The following is an 18,130-nucleotide window of genomic DNA, read 5'->3' as shown; positions in this document are numbered from 1 at the left end:
TAATTTATAACTTTACGTGCAATTCTGAAACAGAACGAAACTATCCACATACTAATCTCTAAATAGTCATGGCAAATACCAAACGTGAAAAGCTGTTCACCGAATTCCCGCCGGTTCCGACCGAAAAGTGGGAAGAGGTGATTACAGCCGACCTAAAAGGAGCCGATTACGAGCGTAAGCTGGTGTGGCGTACGGGAGAAGGATTCAACGTCCGCCCCTACTACCGTGCCGAAAACCTCGAAGGCATCCGGTTTCTGGGCTCGCAGGCAGGCGAGTTCCCGTATGTCAGAGGTACACGCAGCCACAACCGCTGGCGCGTGCATCAGACCGTCGAGGTAAAATGTCCCGGGGAGGCCAATGCCGAAGCGCTGAAACTCCTCAACTCGGGAGTCGACTCCTTGGGCTTCTCGATCGCGAAGGAAGACTTCACGGCCGAGGATCTCGACCGTCTGCTCGCCGGAATCTCGATCCCGGCCATCGAAATGGTCTTCTGCGGTGCTCACACGGGCAGAATCGCCGAACTGGTGATCGCCAAGCTCGAAAAGGAGGGCATCGCCGCGGAGGCACACGTAGCCTTCGCAATCGACCCGCTGGTGAAGGGTCTCTCGCAGAAAGGCGACTTCTGCTCGCCCAACGGCGAGAAGTGCTTCGCCAGGATCGCATCGCTGATCGAAAAGACCCGCGAGTACAAGCACATCCGCATCGTGACCGTCTCGGCCGGCATCTTCTCGAACGCCGGGTCGACCATCGTCGAGGAGCTGGCATTCGCCCTCTCGGCCGGTAACGAGTACATCGCCCACCTGACCGATGTCGGCGTGGAGGCCGAACTGGCAGCCCGCAAGCTGCGCTTCTCGTTCGCCGTCACCTCGAACTACTTCCTCGAAATCGCCAAGTTCCGGGCGGCACGCATGCTGTGGGCCAACATCGTCAAGGGCTACAACCCCTCGAAGAACTGTGCCTGCAAGATGCACATCCACGCCCGCACGGCCGACTGGAACCAGACCGTCTACGACCCCTATGTCAACATGCTCCGCGGCACGACGGAGGCCATGTCGGCCACGATCGCCGGCGTACATTCGCTGGAGGTGACGCCCTTCAACGCCGCATTCGAAAACCCCACGGAGTTCTCGAAGCGCATCGCCCGCAATGTCGAACTGCTTCTGAAACACGAATCGCACTTCGACCAGGTGGTAGACCCCGCAGGCGGTTCATACTATGTGGAGAACCTCACGCAGTCGATCGCTGCTGAGGCCTGGAAGCTCTTCCTCGAGATCGAGGAGAAGGGCGGCTACGCCGAGGCCTACAAGGCCGGCTTCATCAAGGAGCGCGTGGAGGCTTCGGCCGCAGCCAAGGACAAGGCCATCGCAACACGCCGCCAGACGCTGCTCGGCGCCAACCAGTTCCCCAACTTCACGGAGGTGGCCCCGGCGGAGATCACGACCGAGGCCGTCACCCGTCCCGCAGCCGAAGGCAACGTCCTCAAGCCCTACCGCGGCGCCATGGCCTTCGAGGCGATGCGTCTGCATGTGGACCGCTCGGGCAGACAGCCCAAGGCGTTCATGCTCACCTGCGGCAGCCTGGCAATGGCCCGCGCCCGCGCTCAGTTCTCGTGCAATTTCTTCGCCTGCGCCGGAATCCGCGTGCAGGACAACACCTTCTTCAAGTCGATCGAGGAGGGCGTGAAGGCCGCACTCGAATCGAAAGCCGAGATCGTGGTGGTCTGCGCTTCGGACGACGACTACGCAGAGGCCGCACCGAAGGTGAAGGAGCTGCTCGCCGGCAAAGCCATTCTCGTAGTGGCCGGCGCCCCCGCATGCGCACCCGAACTGGAGGCCCAGGGTATCACGAACTTCATCTCGGTGAAGTCGAACGTCCTGGAGACTCTGAAGTTTTATCTTAAAGAAATGGGCATCTGATCATGAGAGCTAAATTTTCAGAACTGACATATGAAGCAGGCGGGCAGAAAAGCTGCTGCGCCTCGAAAGGCTGCGGACAGGTGGAGCCGTGGCTGACGGCCGAGCGCATTCCCGTCAAGGGCACCTATACGGCCGAAGACCTCGAAGGCATGGAGCACCTGAACTACGCGGCAGGTATCGCCCCGTTCCTGCGCGGCCCCTACTCGACGATGTACGTGATGCGTCCGTGGACCATCCGTCAGTACGCCGGATTCTCGACCGCCGAGGAGTCCAACGCATTCTACCGCCGCAACCTCGCCGCCGGACAGAAAGGTCTGTCGGTGGCCTTCGACCTGGCCACACACCGCGGCTACGACGCCGACCACCCGCGCGTGGTGGGCGACGTGGGCAAGGCCGGTGTGTCGATCTGCTCGGTGGAGGACATGAAGGTGCTGTTCAACGGCATTCCCCTCGACCGGATGTCGGTGTCGATGACCATGAACGGCGCCGTGCTGCCGATCCTGGCCTTCTACATCGTGACGGGTCTGGAGCAGGGCTGCACCCTCGACCAGCTGGCCGGAACGATTCAGAACGACATCCTCAAGGAGTTCATGGTCCGCAACACCTATATATATCCGCCCGAGTTCTCGATGCGGATCATCGCCGACATCTTCGAGTACACCTCGAAGAACATGCCCAAGTTCAACTCGATCTCGATTTCGGGATACCACATGCAGGAGGCCGGAGCCACAAACGACATCGAGCTGGCCTACACGCTGGCCGACGGTCTGGAGTACCTGCGCGCAGGTATCAACGCCGGCATGTCGGTCGACGCCTTCGCTCCGCGTCTGTCGTTCTTCTGGGCCATCGGCATGAACCACTTCATGGAGATCGCCAAGATGCGCGCCGCACGTATGCTGTGGGCCAAGATCGTCAAGCAGTTCAACCCCAAGAACCCCAAGTCGCTGGCCCTGCGTACCCACTCGCAGACCTCGGGCTGGTCGCTCACCGAGCAGGACCCGTTCAACAACGTGGCCCGCACGGCCATCGAGGCCATGGGTGCCGCTCTGGGACACACCCAGTCGCTGCACACCAACGCCCTGGACGAGGCAATTGCCCTGCCGACCGACTTCTCGGCACGTATTGCGCGTAACACGCAGATCTACATCCAGGAGGAGACCAACGTCTGCCGCGAGGTCGACCCGTGGGCAGGCTCCTACTACATCGAGACGCTGACCAACGAGATCGCCCACAAGGCCTGGGAACGCATCGAGGAGGTCGAGAAGCTGGGCGGTATGGCCAAGGCCATCGAAACCGGCATTCCGAAGATGCGTATCGAGGAGGCTTCGGCCCGCAAGCAGGCCCGCATCGACTCCGGTGAGGAGAAGATCATCGGTATCAACGAATACCGTCTGGAGAAGGAGGCCCCGATCGACATTCTCGCCGTGGACAACACGGCCGTGCGCGAGAGCCAGATCAAGCGGCTCAAGGAGCTGCGCGCCAACCGCGACGAAGCGGCTGTGCAGAAGGCTCTGGCCGCCATCACCGAGTGTGTGAAGACCAAGCAGGGCAACTTGCTCGAACTGGCCGTCGAAGCCGCCAAGGTCCGCGCATCGCTGGGTGAAATCTCCGATGCCTGCGAAGTGGTCGTAGGCCGCTACAAAGCTATTATCCGTTCCATTTCAGGTGTTTACTCTTCAGAAGTGAAAAACGACAAATCCTTCGAGCGCGCCAAGGAGCTGTGCGCCGAATTCGCCAAGAAAGAGGGCCGTCAGCCGCGCGTGATGATCGCCAAGCTCGGTCAGGACGGACACGACCGCGGCGCCAAGGTGGTCGCTACGGGTTATGCCGACATCGGCTTCGACGTCGACATGGGTCCGCTGTTCCAGACTCCGGAGGAGGCCGCCAAGCAGGCTGTCGAAAACGACGTGCACGTGGTCGGCGTATCGTCGCTGGCCGCCGGTCACCTGACCCTCGTGCCGCAGATCATCGCCGAGTTGAAGAAGCTGGGCCGCGAAGACATCATCGTCATCGTCGGCGGTGTGATCCCGGCTCAGGACTACGATGAACTCTACCGCGACGGTGCCGCCGCCATCTTCGGCCCCGGAACGCCGATTGCCACGGCAGCCATCAAGATCCTCGAGATCCTGCTCGCCGAGTAACATTCCGGCACCAACAAGAGAAACGCCCCGGTCCTGCGACCGAGGCGTTTTTTTGTGGAAAAAAGAGAGCCCGGAGACGGGTTTCACTCGAAGAAAGAGAGAGTTCCGCCCCAAGGCCGTGCGGTGCCGGCACGGCGCAGCGTCCGGTTTTCGCAACTCGCTGCACACAAGAAACGGACTCTTCAAAAACGGCTCCCATCCGCTTCGGAAAGAGAGTCCGCGCCCACAACAAGGGGAAAATCCCCCGCCCCGTTTGCTCCGTCCGATTGGGCGAGGCGGAGAATTGCAAATTAGAAACCGGCGGCAAGCACACATCGGCCGGGGTTGTGCGGGGAGGAGTGCAGGCAGAAAGAGGAGGTTTGAGGTACCGGAAACAAAACAAAAAAGGCAGAAAGGGATAAAAGTGCAGGCAAATTATTTCTCAAATAGAATAAAATTAATATCTTCGTATCATTTAAGCCCTATTTATGAACCGGAAGTCGTACGCTTCGAAAAAAGCAGGAACCAGGCACGAAGAAAATACCTCAAGCTCTCTGCAAAGAGAAGAATCAGCATCCCCAAACGTACGCTAAGCCGCCATTCAATCCGCTTTATCCCTGATAAGACATACCAACCATGCCTTTACGGACAACATCGCCCTAAAGCGATAAAGATATTTCAGCTCTTGACACCACAAACACACCAACATACACACTCAATTCAATAAATGCAATGGGACTACTAAACCTAAGTGAACACGCCTCATGTTGCAATTACGCGCAAAAAGCCAAAGAAGGATTTATCTATTGCCAATTGCGGGAAGGGGAGGCCGAGGACGAAATGCCGGGGACGGACTGCATCCTGTTTGTGCAAAACGGATGCCTGGAATTATCGCGTAACGACGAGGTTGTCCGCGTACCGGAAGGAAAGATGCTTTGCCTGAACCGGAGTTGTATTTTCAAACTGCGCGTATTCCGGGAGACCAATGTGGTCATCGCCTTGTTCGAACACCCGGTTCAGAGTTGCGAGAAAAATCCGTTTTCGCAATTAGGCAAGATGGAAGCCATAAGCAAGAAAGAGATGCCGGTGCTTGATATCCGTCCACATCTTACGAGTTTTCTCGATCTGCTGATCGCTTACCTGAACGACGGTGTCAATTGTGCAATTTTCCACAAGCTCAAACTCAAGGAACTGTTCTTTAGTATCCGGTTCTACTATTCCACCATGGAGCAGGCCGAATTCTTTCACCCGGTTTTGGGAAACCATGGAGCATTCAAGAAAAATGTTCTGCGTCACTTCCGCAAGGCACGAACCGTGAAGGAACTCGCACGGTTGTGCGGCTACTCCATCACCCATTTCAACAGAAAATTTGTCGCAGAATTTAACGAATCGCCCAACGACTGGTTGCAGAAGCAGCTGACCTTGTTAATAAAACACAAACTGGCCGACGAGGACAATCGCATCGGAGACATTGCCGAAGAACTCAATTTTTCGTCGCAACCACAATTCAGCCGCTATTGCAAAAACAACTTGGGATATACCCCCACAGAGTGGAGAAAATTGGTCAAAGAGCGTCGCGGAATAGAAATTGCCACAGCAGACGAGATCGAATTATAAAACAGGATGCAGCGGGGTAAAAGGCCCCTGGCATTTGCAAAAACAAGGACAGCCGGAGTGTCATCTCCGGCTGTCCTTGTTTTTACGTCTCATGAGGCGGATCCGGAAGAGGGATTCCAATCGGCACCTGTCGGACCATTCATGATACATCGGATTAAATGAAACTCATGCGATTCATTGGGGTACAAATGGGTTGAAAAGATAAATAAATGGCGCACAATGGTAATTTTTTTCAAAACATCCACCACTACTTTTGCACTCGAAATAACAGAAAATCCAAATACGACCACAAACAGACGGCAACCGTTGCTATTAACTAATAAAAACCAAAACACATGTAAATGAAAAGAATTTTTTTATTATCGATCCTAACCCTGTTCTGCGGAACGCTATTCGCCCGGAATACATTGGAGACGGATACGCTGGGACTAAAGGTTTATTTCCGGCAGGGATACGCCAAACTCGAGCCGTCGTATCGTGGCAATGAGATGCGGTTGAAACAATTCTCCCAGGGGATCCACGATTTGAAAAAGGACTCCTTGCGCCGAATCAGAACAATTCGCATCGAAGCCTTTGCTTCCCCCGAAGGCAGCTATGCCATGAACCAGCGATTGGCGGAAAAACGGGCACAGGCGATTGTCGATTTCATCCGCCGCACCACAAATCTCCCCGACTCGCTCTTCGACATGGCACCCCAAGGCATCAACTGGAAAGGGCTGGCCGAGATGGTCAAGAATTCGGACATGCCCTATCGCGACGAGGTTCTGAAGATTCTGAACGAGACCCCGGAATGGATTTTCAAGAACAATGTTATAGTCGACGGCCGACACCGCCAATTGGGAATGCTGCACGGAGGGCGCGCCTACCGGCACATGTACAAGTATTTCTTCCCCGATTTGCGCAACTCGGAGTCCGACATTTCCTGCATCGTGGAGCGCCTCGAAGCTCCCCAGCCTGAGATCGGCATGACCGAAGATCCGAAAGCGCCGGAAGCAGCCGCTTCCCCCGCGGTCGAGGAGCCCGAACCCGTTTCCGAAGCCGTCACTCCGACCGCTCCCGAAAAGAAGCCATTCTACATGGCCCTGAAAACAAACCTGCTCTACGACGCGGCGCTGATTCCGAACATCGGCATCGAGTTTTACCTGAAGAACGGCTGGAGCATCGAAGGAAACTGGATGTACGCCTGGTGGAAAAACGACAACCGACACAACTACTGGCGCACCTACGGAGGAGAATTGGGCGTCAGAAAATACTTCGGACGACGGGCCGAAACCAAACCCCTCACGGGGCACCACCTCGGGCTCTACGGCCAGATGCTGACCTACGATTTTGAACTCGGAGGAACGGGTTATCAGTCCAAACTGTCCTACGGCGTCGGTGTGGAATACGGCTACTCGCTGCCGATCGGGCGGAGGCTGAACCTCGATTTCGGAATCGGAATCGGTTACTTGGGCGGCGAGTATAAGAAATACGACCCGATAGACGAACACTACGTATGGAAACAGACCAGGCAGCGACACTGGTTTGGCCCCACGAAAGCCGAAATCTCTTTGGTGTGGCTCATTGGTCGCGGCAACTATAATGCGAAAGGAGGGAAATAATGACAAAGAGACTTTACCAACATATTTTCATGGGTGCAGCGATTCTGACAACGATGGCCTCGTGCAAACACAAGGAACTGTGCTACGACCATCCGCACTCAACAGACGTCAATGTGGTTTTCGATTGGACGAAAGCCCCTCAGGCCTCGCCCAAATCGATGGCGCTCTATCTGTTTCCCGAAAAGGGAGGAGAGGCCCTGCGGTATGAATTCACCGATCACAAAGGAGGAAGCATCAGAGTCCCCACAGAGAAGTACAAAGCCGTGTGCCTGAATAGCGACACGAAAAATATCACCTATCCCGACATCAGGACTCAGCAGACCTTCTACGTGAGCACGCCCTCCACACAGCTTCTGGCAAAAATGAATCTGTCCGAGGCTGCCATAGCGAATGCCCCCAGAGCCGAGGGTACAGAAAAAGAACCCGTTCACCTCGCTCCGGACATGATTTGGACCGCACACATGGAGGACATCGACCTGAAAAACGCAAAGGAGCCGACTATTACGCTCTATCCGGAGCAATCGGTAAGCACCTGCACGGTGGAAATCCGCAATGCCAAGAATCTGAAATACGTCAATGCCATAAGCGGAACACTGTCGAGCATGGCCGCCGGACTCTTCCCCGGCAAGGGAAGCGATGCGCTCAGCGAGGATAGGGTGACCATCCCGTTCGAGGCAAAGATGACTCCCGACAAGGGCATTATCGATGGACAACTACGGATGTTCGGACATTGTTCGTCCCGGCAGACCCAACACTCGCTGATCATCTATGCCGTATTGGCGGATGCCAGCAAATGGTACCACACCTACGATGTGACGGATCAGGTTCACAATGCTCCCGACCAACGCAACATTCATATTGTTCTGGACGGACTGCCCATTCCCAAACCCCTGGGTGACGGAAGCGGATTCAATCCTTCCGTGGATAATTGGCACTCGGTCGATGTGGAGATCGAAATGTAAAACAAACACCCATACTCACTTTACAGACACAAACACCAATTTAAAAACTTTCATGTCATGCAAAAAAAACTATTCCTGATTGCTTTAGCTTCTTCGGCTATTGTATCCTGCTCCAAAGACGAACTGGTTAACACGACTTCCGGCAGTGCAATTGACTTTCGTGCCGCCATGGCCACCCGCGCAACGGAGACGACGATCAATAACCTGAACAGCTTCTTTGTTTCGGCTCTTGACAAAAACAGCAACAGCTTTTTCTCCGACTTGGAGTTCACCAAGAACCAGAACATATATACCTCTTCCATGGTCTACTACTGGCCGAGCGACGGCAGCCAGCTTTCGTTCTTCGCTTACGCTCCCTCAAAAACGGAACTGGGCGGTACGTTGACCATCAATGCCTCGGAGAAGAAACTCACGGATTTCAGCCCCAAGACAACAATCAGCGAACAGAAAGATTTCATCACGGCCACTGCAACCGGCAGCAAAGCCGACGAAGCGGCAGGTGTGGCGCTTACGTTCGCCCACCGTCTGAGCCAAATTGAAGTCAAGGCAAAAAATGCCAACGAAGCCTATGTCTTCAAGGTAACCGGCGTACGCATCGGCCAGCCCGTATCGAAGGGAGCATTCGATTTCACGACTTCCGCATGGACTTTGAACACTGATACCAAGGCGAAGTATGACGTCACCTACACCGAGGCAAAAACTCTGTCCGCGAATGCCATCTCCATTATGGGGAACGAGAATGACAACGCCATGCTGCTCCCCCAGCGACTCGTGAAATGGGATGCGGAGAACGATAAGAACAATTCAAAAAAAGGAGCCTATCTCTCGGTTCAAGTCAACATCAAGACCAAGGACGGAGCCCAGGTTTATCCCCACAACGCAGCCAAGGAATACGGATGGGTGGCGGTTCCCATCGACACGAACTGGGAAGCCGGCAAGAAATATGTCTACACGCTCGACTTCTCGAATGGAGCCGGCAAAGTGGATCCCGAAGAACCCAATCCCGGTGTTGACATTCTTGGCCAAGCCATCAAATTCACGGTTACCGTCGATTCTTGGCAGGACGCGCAGCAGCCCGATATCATCATGTAACTAAATTTTCGGTTAGATAGGGCTATCGAGAAGAGTACATGGAATTGTGTACTCTTCTCACCAAAAAATTGCGCCTCTCATTTGCAAATAGATTCTTCTCACAAACAAAACATTCATGAACCTAAAATATTTACACCTTTCCAACCACCTGCGAAAGGCAATAATGGGAGTCGCCGTATCCATGTCCACGGCCTGTTCAGAGTCTCCCGTGGATCACACCGCCCCGCAGGGCAACACTCTGAACTTCACAGTCTTGCAGAACAACAACTGGACCGGCTCATCGACCGGTAACACGGAGGAGCGTGCGACACAGAACACCCGGGTATTCAAACTACGCGGAGAAAATGCTTCCGACACCCTCTTCGTGCATACCTCATTCCGGGAAGAGATCACACGGCCCGTCACAGGTGATGCCCCGACACGTGCGCTGCCCGTAGATCAGGATTCGTTCTATGACGAGTTCGGAGTTCATGCGGCCATCTATTCAAACACCTGGGATGAAAACGCATGCGTTCCCGACTATATGTACAACGTCCGGGTGACCAGGGCCTCCAACTGGAGCACCTCTTACTATTGGCCCGGGCAAGGACACAAAATTCGGTTCTTCGCCTATGCCCCCTATAACGAACCCGGCATCGTTCTCTCCGAAAAGAACGCAGCAGGGATCCCCACAATCACCTACTCCGTACCCGAGGAGGTGACACAGCAAAAAGACCTCCTGGTGGCGGCGTCCAACGAGATGAACGGAGACATGACCACCACGGCGCCCCTCAATTTCGAGCACGCCCTGACAGCCGTTCGCTTCGTCACGGGCAGGGAGATGCTCCCCGGGCAGATTTCCCAAATCACCCTCAAGGGTGTGTATCGCACTGCCACCCACACAATGGGCGGCATGTGGGGACAGCATACCGATGTCAGCAATTTCACACACAAATTGAGCGTCAATACGGACGGTACGCCCGAACAGGCAATCACGTCGCCCGAAGCCACCTTTATGATGATTCCCCAAACATTGCCGGCCGATGCATCCATCGAGGTGGTTTATACCGACAAATTGACGCAGACCCGGCGTACGCTCACCGCTTCGATTGCCGACAGCGAATGGCCCAAGGGACAAACGATCGTCTATCGGATCTCGACGACGAGCATCGACTTCACCCCGACCTTTAGCATCACGCCGACCTCCGATTTCTCCCACCTGGGACAAACCAACACGTATTCAGTAACCAGTTATGCCACCGTTTCGCGTCCCGGAGATGCCGAAAAAAAGGTAAGCATGGCCTGGACGGCTGAATTTGTGGAAGACGATGGAGCCGGCGGCTATCGTGTCATCAGCCAGCCCGATTGGGTGACGGCCTTTACGCTCAAGGGTGATGGCGGAGAAACGGCAGCATCGTTCGATGCAACCATTACGGCCCAAAACTACACAAGCTCCAATCCGCACAACGACATATTGAAGAAAACCGCAAACATAAATGCCACAACGGGTAAAACCCCCTACCATCTGGCCAATCCCCAAGGAGACCATCAGGTGGTGAATACGGCCAACTGCTATGTGGTTGGAGCTCCGGGCACCTACTCGCTGCCTCTGGTATATGGCAATGCCGTAAAAAATGCAAACAACAACCCCTCGGCCTACTCAACCGATGAACAAGGTGCGAATATCCTAAGCAGATTCGTCGATCACATGGGTCGACCCATCGCAGATCCCTATATCTTCAACAACAACGGTTATCGGCCCAACAACGCCGTACTGGTTTGGCAGGATGAACTGGATTTGGTCAGAAACATCAGACTCTCGGATGACAGGCAGCGCATTGTTTTCGACGTTAATGCCGCAACGATCAAACAGGGAAATGCCATCATTGCGGTTCGTGACGCAAGTAATACGATCATGTGGAGTTGGCACATCTGGGTTACGGATTTAAAGCTCGACCAGGAAATTAAGACGGTGACCAACCACGACGGAAAGAAATTTAAAATGCCGACATGGATTCTTGGCTGGTGCGATGGAGAGACACGCAGTTATGCCGCCCGCAGCGTAAAGGTCCGCTTCACGCAGGAGACGACGGGAGCCAGCGAGGTCATCACGCTCAATCAGCCCCAATACGAAGCATCGTTTTCGGGAAATCAGCCCTTCTATCAGTTCGGGCGCAAGGACCCCATGTTGCCGGGTCTGCTGAAAGATGTGGCATATTGGCCCGACAAGGAGTGCCACGGAACCGAATACAAGTTTAAGTTAGGCAGTACAACGCAGGGCGGCGCCTCCATCGTATCGATTGAGGAAGGCATCAAGAATCCGCATGTATTTTACAACACGGGCAACATGAACAACTGGTGCAACAAACGCTACGACAATCTTTGGGACATCACCAACACGGCCCCGTGGCCCGTAGATAAACCCTATGTGAAAACCGTCTACGATCCTTCGCCCGTAGGATTCCACGTTCCAAAGGCCAAGACCTTCACGGGGTTTGTCTTCGACGGCGACAAGTCTTTGGGAGATTTCTCCATAGAAATGACCAATTCGCCGTACAAATTCGCCGGAGAATTCAACACCAGCAAAGGCTGGAGATTCTACTGCAACACTATGTTGGACCGTGGAAAACACGACCCCTCGGGAGGAGACATATTCTTCTATGCGGTAGGATACCGAGATTACGATTTTGGAAAGTGTGGTCTGATCGGTAATTCGGCAATGTATTGGACGGCAGGGAGCAGCCATTCCGAACATTGTGGTCACGGATTAGTATTCTCCTTCTACAGTGTGGCCACCGATTCGGACATTCCGCGTAACGACGGCTGTGCCATCCGTCCTGTTCAGGATTAGTAACTGACATTTTTTCGAAAAAGGGTGAGTAAGACAGATGCTCACCCTTTTTTCGTTCGCGAAACAGAGAGGATTCCGCCCAAGGCCGTGCGGACAGGGGGGGGGGCGTTGCGGGCTGGGCTGTCATTGCGGACGGGCGGCTCGGTGCTCACGGACGACGAGCGGGGGAAGAAAGAAAGGGCCGTTCTCCCGGAACCCGGAAGAAGGAGAAGAAGGAGAAGCCCGTCCCTTCGGCGCGGAAATGCAAAAAATTGCCCGGAACGATTTTTTTACGCCCAAATCACCGGAAATTGGCGACAAGGTATTTGAATTTCAAAACAAACCTCTTATTTTTGCGCCATAGACTCGCTGCGGAATACGTCAATCAATCAGAACGGGCAGAATCCAATACATTCTAACTCGAAAATAAAACCGCAATGAAGTTTAAATTTATTTTTTCGCTCCTGGCACTCGGAATCTGGGCCCTCCCGGCCCAAGGTCAAAGTCTTGTCTCCCCCAATGGAAATCTGGAGATGAACTTTCAGGTGAGCGACAACGGAATCCCCACCTACGAACTCTCGTACAAAAACCGGCAGGTGATAAAACCCAGCCACCTGGGTCTCGAACTGAAACGGGAGGACGAGAACAAGAAAATCGGGTTCAAACGTAGGGAGCGCGACGACAAGGAGCAGCTCGACATCATGACCGATCTCGTCAGCGGATTTGAGGTGGTCGGAACCGACGTCACCACCTTAGACGAGACCTGGGAACCCGTATGGGGCGAGGAACGGAAAATCCGCAACCACTACAACGAAATGCTCGTCAGCCTCCGCCAGCCCGCCACGCAACGGAGGCTGAACATCCGGTTCCGCATGTTCAACGACGGACTGGGATTTCGCTATGAGTTTCCTCAACAGCCCGGGCTCAACTACTTCGTCATCAAGGAGGAACGCACCCAATTTGCCATGACCGGAGACCATAAGGCCTTCTGGATTCCCGGCGACTACGACACGCAGGAGTATGACTACACCACCTCGCGGCTATCCGAAATCCGCGGCAAGATGAAGGATGCCATCACGGACAACGCCTCGCAGTTCGTCTTCTCCCCCACGGGCGTACAGACGGCCCTTCTGATGAAGAGCGACGAGGGACTCTACATCACCCTCCACGAGGCGGCCCTGGTCGAATACCCCTGCATGCATCTGAATCTCGACGACCGCAACCTGGTCTTCGAATCCTGGCTCACGCCCGATGTCAATGGCGACAAGGGCTACATGCAGACCCCCTGCCAGACCCCCTGGCGGACCATCATGGTCTCGGACGATGCCCGTGAGCTGCTGGCTTCGCGCATGACGCTGAATCTCAACGAACCCTGCGCGTACTCCGACACCTCGTGGATCAAACCCGTCAAGTATATCGGCGTCTGGTGGGACATGATCACCGGCAAGGGCTCCTGGGCCTACACCGACGAACTTCCGAGCGTCAAACTGGGCGAGACGGACTACACCCGGACACGCCCCAACGGGCGCCACTCGGCCAACACCCAAAATGTCAAATACTACATCGATTTCGCGGCCCGCCACGGTTTTGACGCCGTGTTGGTCGAGGGCTGGAACCAGGGCTGGGAAGACTGGGTCGGCCACAGCAAGGACCACGTCTTCGACTTCGTCACCCCCTATCCCGATTTCGATATCCGGGAGGTGAACCGCCATGCACACGACAAGGGCGTGAAAATCATCATGCACCACGAGACCTCGTCGTCGGTGCGCAACTACGAACGGCATCTCGACACGGCCTACCGTTTTATGGTCGCCAACGGCTACAATGCCGTGAAAAGCGGTTATGTCGGCGACATCATCCCCCGGGGAGAGTATCACTACGGGCAATGGATGGTCAACCACTATCTGTATGCCGTGAAGAAGGCCGCCGACTACAAAATCATGGTCAACGCCCATGAGGCGGTACGGCCTACGGGGCTCTGCCGCACCTATCCCAACCTCATCGGCAACGAGTCGGCACGGGGCACCGAGTACGAATCCTTCGGCGGCAGCAAGGTCAACCACACCACCATCCTGCCCTTCACCCGGCTGGTCGGCGGACCGATGGACTACACGCCCGGCATCTTCGAGCTGGATTGCAGCAAGATGAACCCTTCCAACCATTCGCGCGTCCGCTCGACGCTGGCCCGTCAGCTGGCGCTCTACGTCACGATGTACAGCCCCCTGCAGATGGCGGCCGACATCCCCCAGAATTACGAGCGGTTCATGGATGCCTTCCAGTTCATCAAGGATGTGGCTCAGGACTGGGAGGAAAGCCGCTATCTCGAGGCCGAGCCGGGCGAATACCTCACCATCGCCCGCCGCGCCAAGGGCACCAACGACTGGTATGTGGGCTGCACGGCCGGTTACGAAGGCCACCTCTCCCACCTCGCACTGGATTTCCTCACTCCCGGGAAGCGGTACAAGGCCACCATCTACGCCGATGCCGAGGGGACGGCCTGGGACAAGAACCCCCAGAGCTATACCATTACGTCGCGCGAAGTGACCCACAAAAGCCGTCTGAAACTGACGGCCGGGATAGGCGGCGGATATGCGATTTCCATTCGGGAAATAAAGTAATTCACACAAAGATAGGAACTTTGCCGGTTCCGGAAGATGGCGGACTTTTCATCAGCAAAAGTTCGTCATCTCTATTTTACCGTTCAGCAGTCGAATCTTGCAGTTCGGCAAAATCGATTTGTTTCTCCGAGCATTTTTTTCAATATTTGTTTAACAGAACCAACTGATTGATTAAAAACCAAACGTATTTCTCCGCAGATTATTAATTCTAAAAGAATAGTACGAGCATGATGAAATGAAACAGACCTAATCGACCTACACCGACCATTGCCCCGGTTCACAACGTCTCTTGAAACCGCAGGCAACGCCACATTTCCACCACCGAACCATACCGATAATAAGAGACCAACTAAAACACTAAATGAATGAAGCTTATTTATCTTGGAATCTTTCGAATGATTCTTCCCCTATGTCTGGGATTGTTCATGTCGATTGGTGCCTTTGCGCAACAAATTACTGTCAAAGGACATGTGAAAGATGCTCAAAGCAATATAATTGGCGCCAATATTACGGAAAAAGCCAATCCCACCAACGGAACCTCTTCCGACGCGGAAGGCAACTTTGAGCTCAAAGTAGAACAGGGAGCCACTCTGGTAATCTCCTTCCTGGGCTACAAGACCCAGGAAGTCCCCGCAACCCCCGTCATGACCGTCACCCTCGAAGAGGACAGCGCCCTGCTGGACAACATCGTGGTCATCGGCTACGGTACCGCCAAGAAAAACGACCTGACCGGATCGGTTACCGCCATCAACGCCGACAAACTCGTCAAGGGTGCCGTCACCTCCGCCAGCGACATGCTGGTCGGCAAGGTCGCCGGTATGAGCGTCATCACCAAGGGCGGTGCTCCGGGTGCCGGCGCCACCATCAGAATCCGCGGCGGCTCATCCATGTCCGCCTCCAACAACCCCCTGATCGTCATCGACGGCGTGCCGGTCGACGACTCCGACATCAAGGGTATGGAAAACCCCCTGGCCACCATCCACCCCAATGACATCGAATCCTTCACCGTATTGAAGGACGCCTCGGCCACGGCCATCTACGGATCGCGCGCCTCAAACGGTGTCATCATCATCAACACCAAGCGCGGCGGCGGAAAGGGCATTCACGTGAATTACAGCGGGACCTTCGCGGTCAACACCACGCCAAAGACCGTCGATGTCATGTCGGCCGACAGCTTCCGCCAATTCGTCACCGAGAAATACGGCGAAGGATCGACCCAGGTCAAGGCTTTGGGCAATGCCAACACCAACTGGCAGGACCAGATTTTCGGCAACTCGTTCACCACGGACCACAACGTCAGCCTGTCGGGCAGCGTGCCACATATGCCCTACCGCGTATCGCTGGCCTACACCAACGACAAGGGTATCCTCAAGACCTCCAAGATGGAGCGTGTCACCGGCGCCATCAGCCTGAATCCTTCGTTCTTCGACGATATGCTGAACATCCGCCTGAATGTGAAGGGTATCTACAACAAGAACCGCTTCGCCGACAGGGGAGCCATCGGAATGGCCACGCAGTTCGACCCCACACAGCCGATATACATGACCGGCAACCCGCTCTATGTCAACGACAAGAACCCCGACGGAAACGGATACTTCATGTACCTGAAGCCCGACAACAGCTCGGCCATCGACATCGCCCTGACCAACCCCGTGGCCATGCTGGAGCAGCACCACGACGAATCGACCGTCTACCGCAGCATCGGAAATGCACAGATCGACTACCGATTCCACTTCCTCCCCGAACTGAGGGCCAACCTCAACCTGGGTTATGACATCTCGGAAGGCGAAGGCGACAACATCATCGAAGACCACTCGCCCATGAGCTATTGCCAGGGTATCTTCAAGAAGGGATTCGGCGAGAACAAGAACTACTATCAGCTGAAGCGCAACACCCTGTTGGACTTCTACCTCAACTACGCCAACACCTTCGGCAAACACCACATCGACGTGACGGGCGGTTACTCCTGGCAGCGCTTCTTCCGCTCGGAATGGGAGAAATACCCCTACTCGCCCCTCATGGCTCAGGAGAAGGGCACCCAATTCTACAAGGACATGACCAGCTACAAGACCGAAAACTATCTGGTCTCTTTCTTCGGCCGTCTGAACTACTCCTTCGCCAATCGCTACCTGCTGACCTTCACGCTCCGTTACGACGGTTCCTCACGCTTCAGCGAGGACAACCGCTGGGGTCTCTTCCCCTCCGTGGCCCTAGCCTGGAAAATCAAGGAGGAGAAATTCCTGCGCGACGTCAACTGGCTCTCCGACCTCAAGCTCCGTCTGGGATACGGTATCACCGGCCAGCAGAACCTCAACAACGGCGACTACCCCTACATGGCCCGCTACAACTACTCGAAACCCGGCGCCAACTACTTCTTCGGCAACATCAGCTACCCGCTCATCGCCCCCGCGGCCTATGACGAGAATCTGAAGTGGGAGGAGACCACCACCTACAACGCAGGTATCGATTTCGGCTTCCTGAACAACCGGCTGACCGGTAGCATCGACTACTACTACCGCAAGACCGAGAACCTGCTCAACAAGGTGAGCGCTCCGGCCGGCACCAACTTCAGCAACGAACTGCTGACCAATGTCGGTACGCTGACCAATCAGGGCGTGGAGTTCACGCTGACCGGCCATCCCATCGTCACCAAGGACTGGAACTGGACCCTGAGCTACAACATCTCCTACAACAGGAACGAGATCACCAAGATGACCTTCAACGACGATCCCTCCTACAAGGGCGTCATCCACACGGGCATCGACGGCGCCACGGGCTACAACATCATGATCAACGCCGTCAACAACCCCTACAACTCCTTCTATGTCTTCGAGCAGATTTACGACGCTGCGGGACGCCCCATCGAAGGCGCATACGTAGACCAGAACAACGACAACAAGATCGACGAGGACGACCTGGTTCCCTACAAGAAGGCCGCACCCGACGTCTACATGGGTCTGACCTCCCAGCTGAGTTACAGAAACTGGGATCTGTCGTTTGCCCTGCGCGCCAGCTTCGGCAACTATGTCTACAACAACGTGCAGTCCAACCGCGAGGCGTGGGGCGGTTCGCAGATGATGGACCCCACGGGATTCTTCAAGAACCGCGTGAACTCGGCCCGCTACACCAACTTCAGCAACACGCAGCCCCGCTCAAGCTACTACGTGCAGGACGCCTCTTTCCTGAAGATGGACAACCTCTCCATCGGCTACACCTTCCCGAAGCTCTTCAAGACCAATCAGAGCGCCCGTCTCTATTTCACCATCCAGAATGTATTCACCATCACCGACTACGACGGTCTGGATCCCGAAATCGACGGTCTGGGTGTCGACAACAACATCTATCCGCGTCCCCGCACCTTCCTGTTCGGTGTAAATCTTAACTTCTAAATCCGA

9 protein-coding genes are annotated in these 18,130 nt (G+C 55.1%); all 9 read left to right on the top strand.

The features are described from left to right. Window positions 1-68 precede the first annotated feature (68 nt). The 9 genes from QZ460_RS07925 (at window position 69) to QZ460_RS07885 (ending at window position 18,124) form a co-directional block, all read left to right on the top strand. Complete coding sequence (locus QZ460_RS07925) at window positions 69-1,916, top strand: methylmalonyl-CoA mutase family protein (protein WP_290541039.1); 1,848 nt, start codon at window positions 69-71, stop codon at window positions 1,914-1,916. A 2-nt stretch (window positions 1,917-1,918) separates the two neighbouring features. Beyond that, complete coding sequence (gene scpA, locus QZ460_RS07920) at window positions 1,919-4,057, top strand: methylmalonyl-CoA mutase (RefSeq protein ID WP_290541038.1); 2,139 nt, start codon at window positions 1,919-1,921, stop codon at window positions 4,055-4,057. 711 nt (window positions 4,058-4,768) lie between these two features. Further along, a complete protein-coding gene (locus QZ460_RS07915; protein WP_290541037.1) occupies window positions 4,769-5,653 on the top strand; it encodes an AraC family transcriptional regulator in 885 nt (294 codons plus the stop codon). Window positions 5,654-5,994: 341 nt separating this feature from the next. Next, entirely contained in the window at window positions 5,995-7,254 is a 1,260-nt protein-coding gene (locus tag QZ460_RS07910) for a DUF3575 domain-containing protein (protein ID WP_290541036.1), read from the top strand. Beyond that, a complete protein-coding gene (locus QZ460_RS07905; RefSeq protein ID WP_290541035.1) occupies window positions 7,254-8,216 on the top strand; it encodes a DUF5119 domain-containing protein in 963 nt (320 codons plus the stop codon). The genes QZ460_RS07910 and QZ460_RS07905 overlap by 1 nt, the downstream gene beginning before the upstream one ends. A 168-nt stretch (window positions 8,217-8,384) precedes the next feature. Further along, window positions 8,385-9,308, top strand: a complete 924-nt coding sequence (locus tag QZ460_RS07900) for a fimbrillin family protein (RefSeq protein ID WP_290541034.1) — start codon at window positions 8,385-8,387, stop codon at window positions 9,306-9,308. Window positions 9,309-9,423: 115 nt separating this feature from the next. Next, window positions 9,424-12,138: a fimbrillin family protein gene (locus QZ460_RS07895; RefSeq protein ID WP_290541033.1), complete on the top strand. Its 2,715-nt coding sequence runs from the start codon at window positions 9,424-9,426 to the stop codon at window positions 12,136-12,138. Window positions 12,139-12,554: 416 nt separating this feature from the next. Next, the gene (locus tag QZ460_RS07890; protein ID WP_290541032.1) at window positions 12,555-14,735 is read left to right on the top strand and encodes a glycoside hydrolase family 97 protein; all 2,181 of its coding nucleotides are present in this window, start codon (window positions 12,555-12,557) and stop codon (window positions 14,733-14,735) included. A 365-nt stretch (window positions 14,736-15,100) separates the two neighbouring features. Next, window positions 15,101-18,124, top strand: coding sequence for a TonB-dependent receptor (locus QZ460_RS07885; protein ID WP_290541031.1), 3,024 nt, complete (start codon window positions 15,101-15,103; stop codon window positions 18,122-18,124). Window positions 18,125-18,130: the final 6 nt, after the last annotated feature.

This window comes from Alistipes sp. (assembly GCF_020026455.1).
Classification (GTDB): Bacteria; Bacteroidota; Bacteroidia; order Bacteroidales; family Rikenellaceae; genus Alistipes.
Note: the sequence above shows the minus strand (reverse complement) of the source record. Positions and strands in the feature narration are given on the sequence as shown.

What these genes read in the sequence shown, in the direction of transcription:
- QZ460_RS07885 (WP_290541031.1), top strand. Translation starts at nt 15,101, where the DNA reads ATGAAGCTTATTTATCTTGGAATCTTTCGAATGATTCTTCCCCTATGT.
- QZ460_RS07910 (WP_290541036.1), top strand. Translation starts at nt 5,995, where the DNA reads ATGAAAAGAATTTTTTTATTATCGATCCTAACCCTGTTCTGCGGAACG.
- QZ460_RS07905 (WP_290541035.1), top strand. Translation starts at nt 7,254, where the DNA reads ATGACAAAGAGACTTTACCAACATATTTTCATGGGTGCAGCGATTCTG.
- QZ460_RS07895 (WP_290541033.1), top strand. Translation starts at nt 9,424, where the DNA reads ATGAACCTAAAATATTTACACCTTTCCAACCACCTGCGAAAGGCAATA.
- QZ460_RS07925 (WP_290541039.1), top strand. Translation starts at nt 69, where the DNA reads ATGGCAAATACCAAACGTGAAAAGCTGTTCACCGAATTCCCGCCGGTT.
- QZ460_RS07900 (WP_290541034.1), top strand. Translation starts at nt 8,385, where the DNA reads ATGGCCACCCGCGCAACGGAGACGACGATCAATAACCTGAACAGCTTC.
- QZ460_RS07915 (WP_290541037.1), top strand. Translation starts at nt 4,769, where the DNA reads ATGGGACTACTAAACCTAAGTGAACACGCCTCATGTTGCAATTACGCG.
- QZ460_RS07890 (WP_290541032.1), top strand. Translation starts at nt 12,555, where the DNA reads ATGAAGTTTAAATTTATTTTTTCGCTCCTGGCACTCGGAATCTGGGCC.
- scpA (WP_290541038.1), top strand. Translation starts at nt 1,919, where the DNA reads ATGAGAGCTAAATTTTCAGAACTGACATATGAAGCAGGCGGGCAGAAA.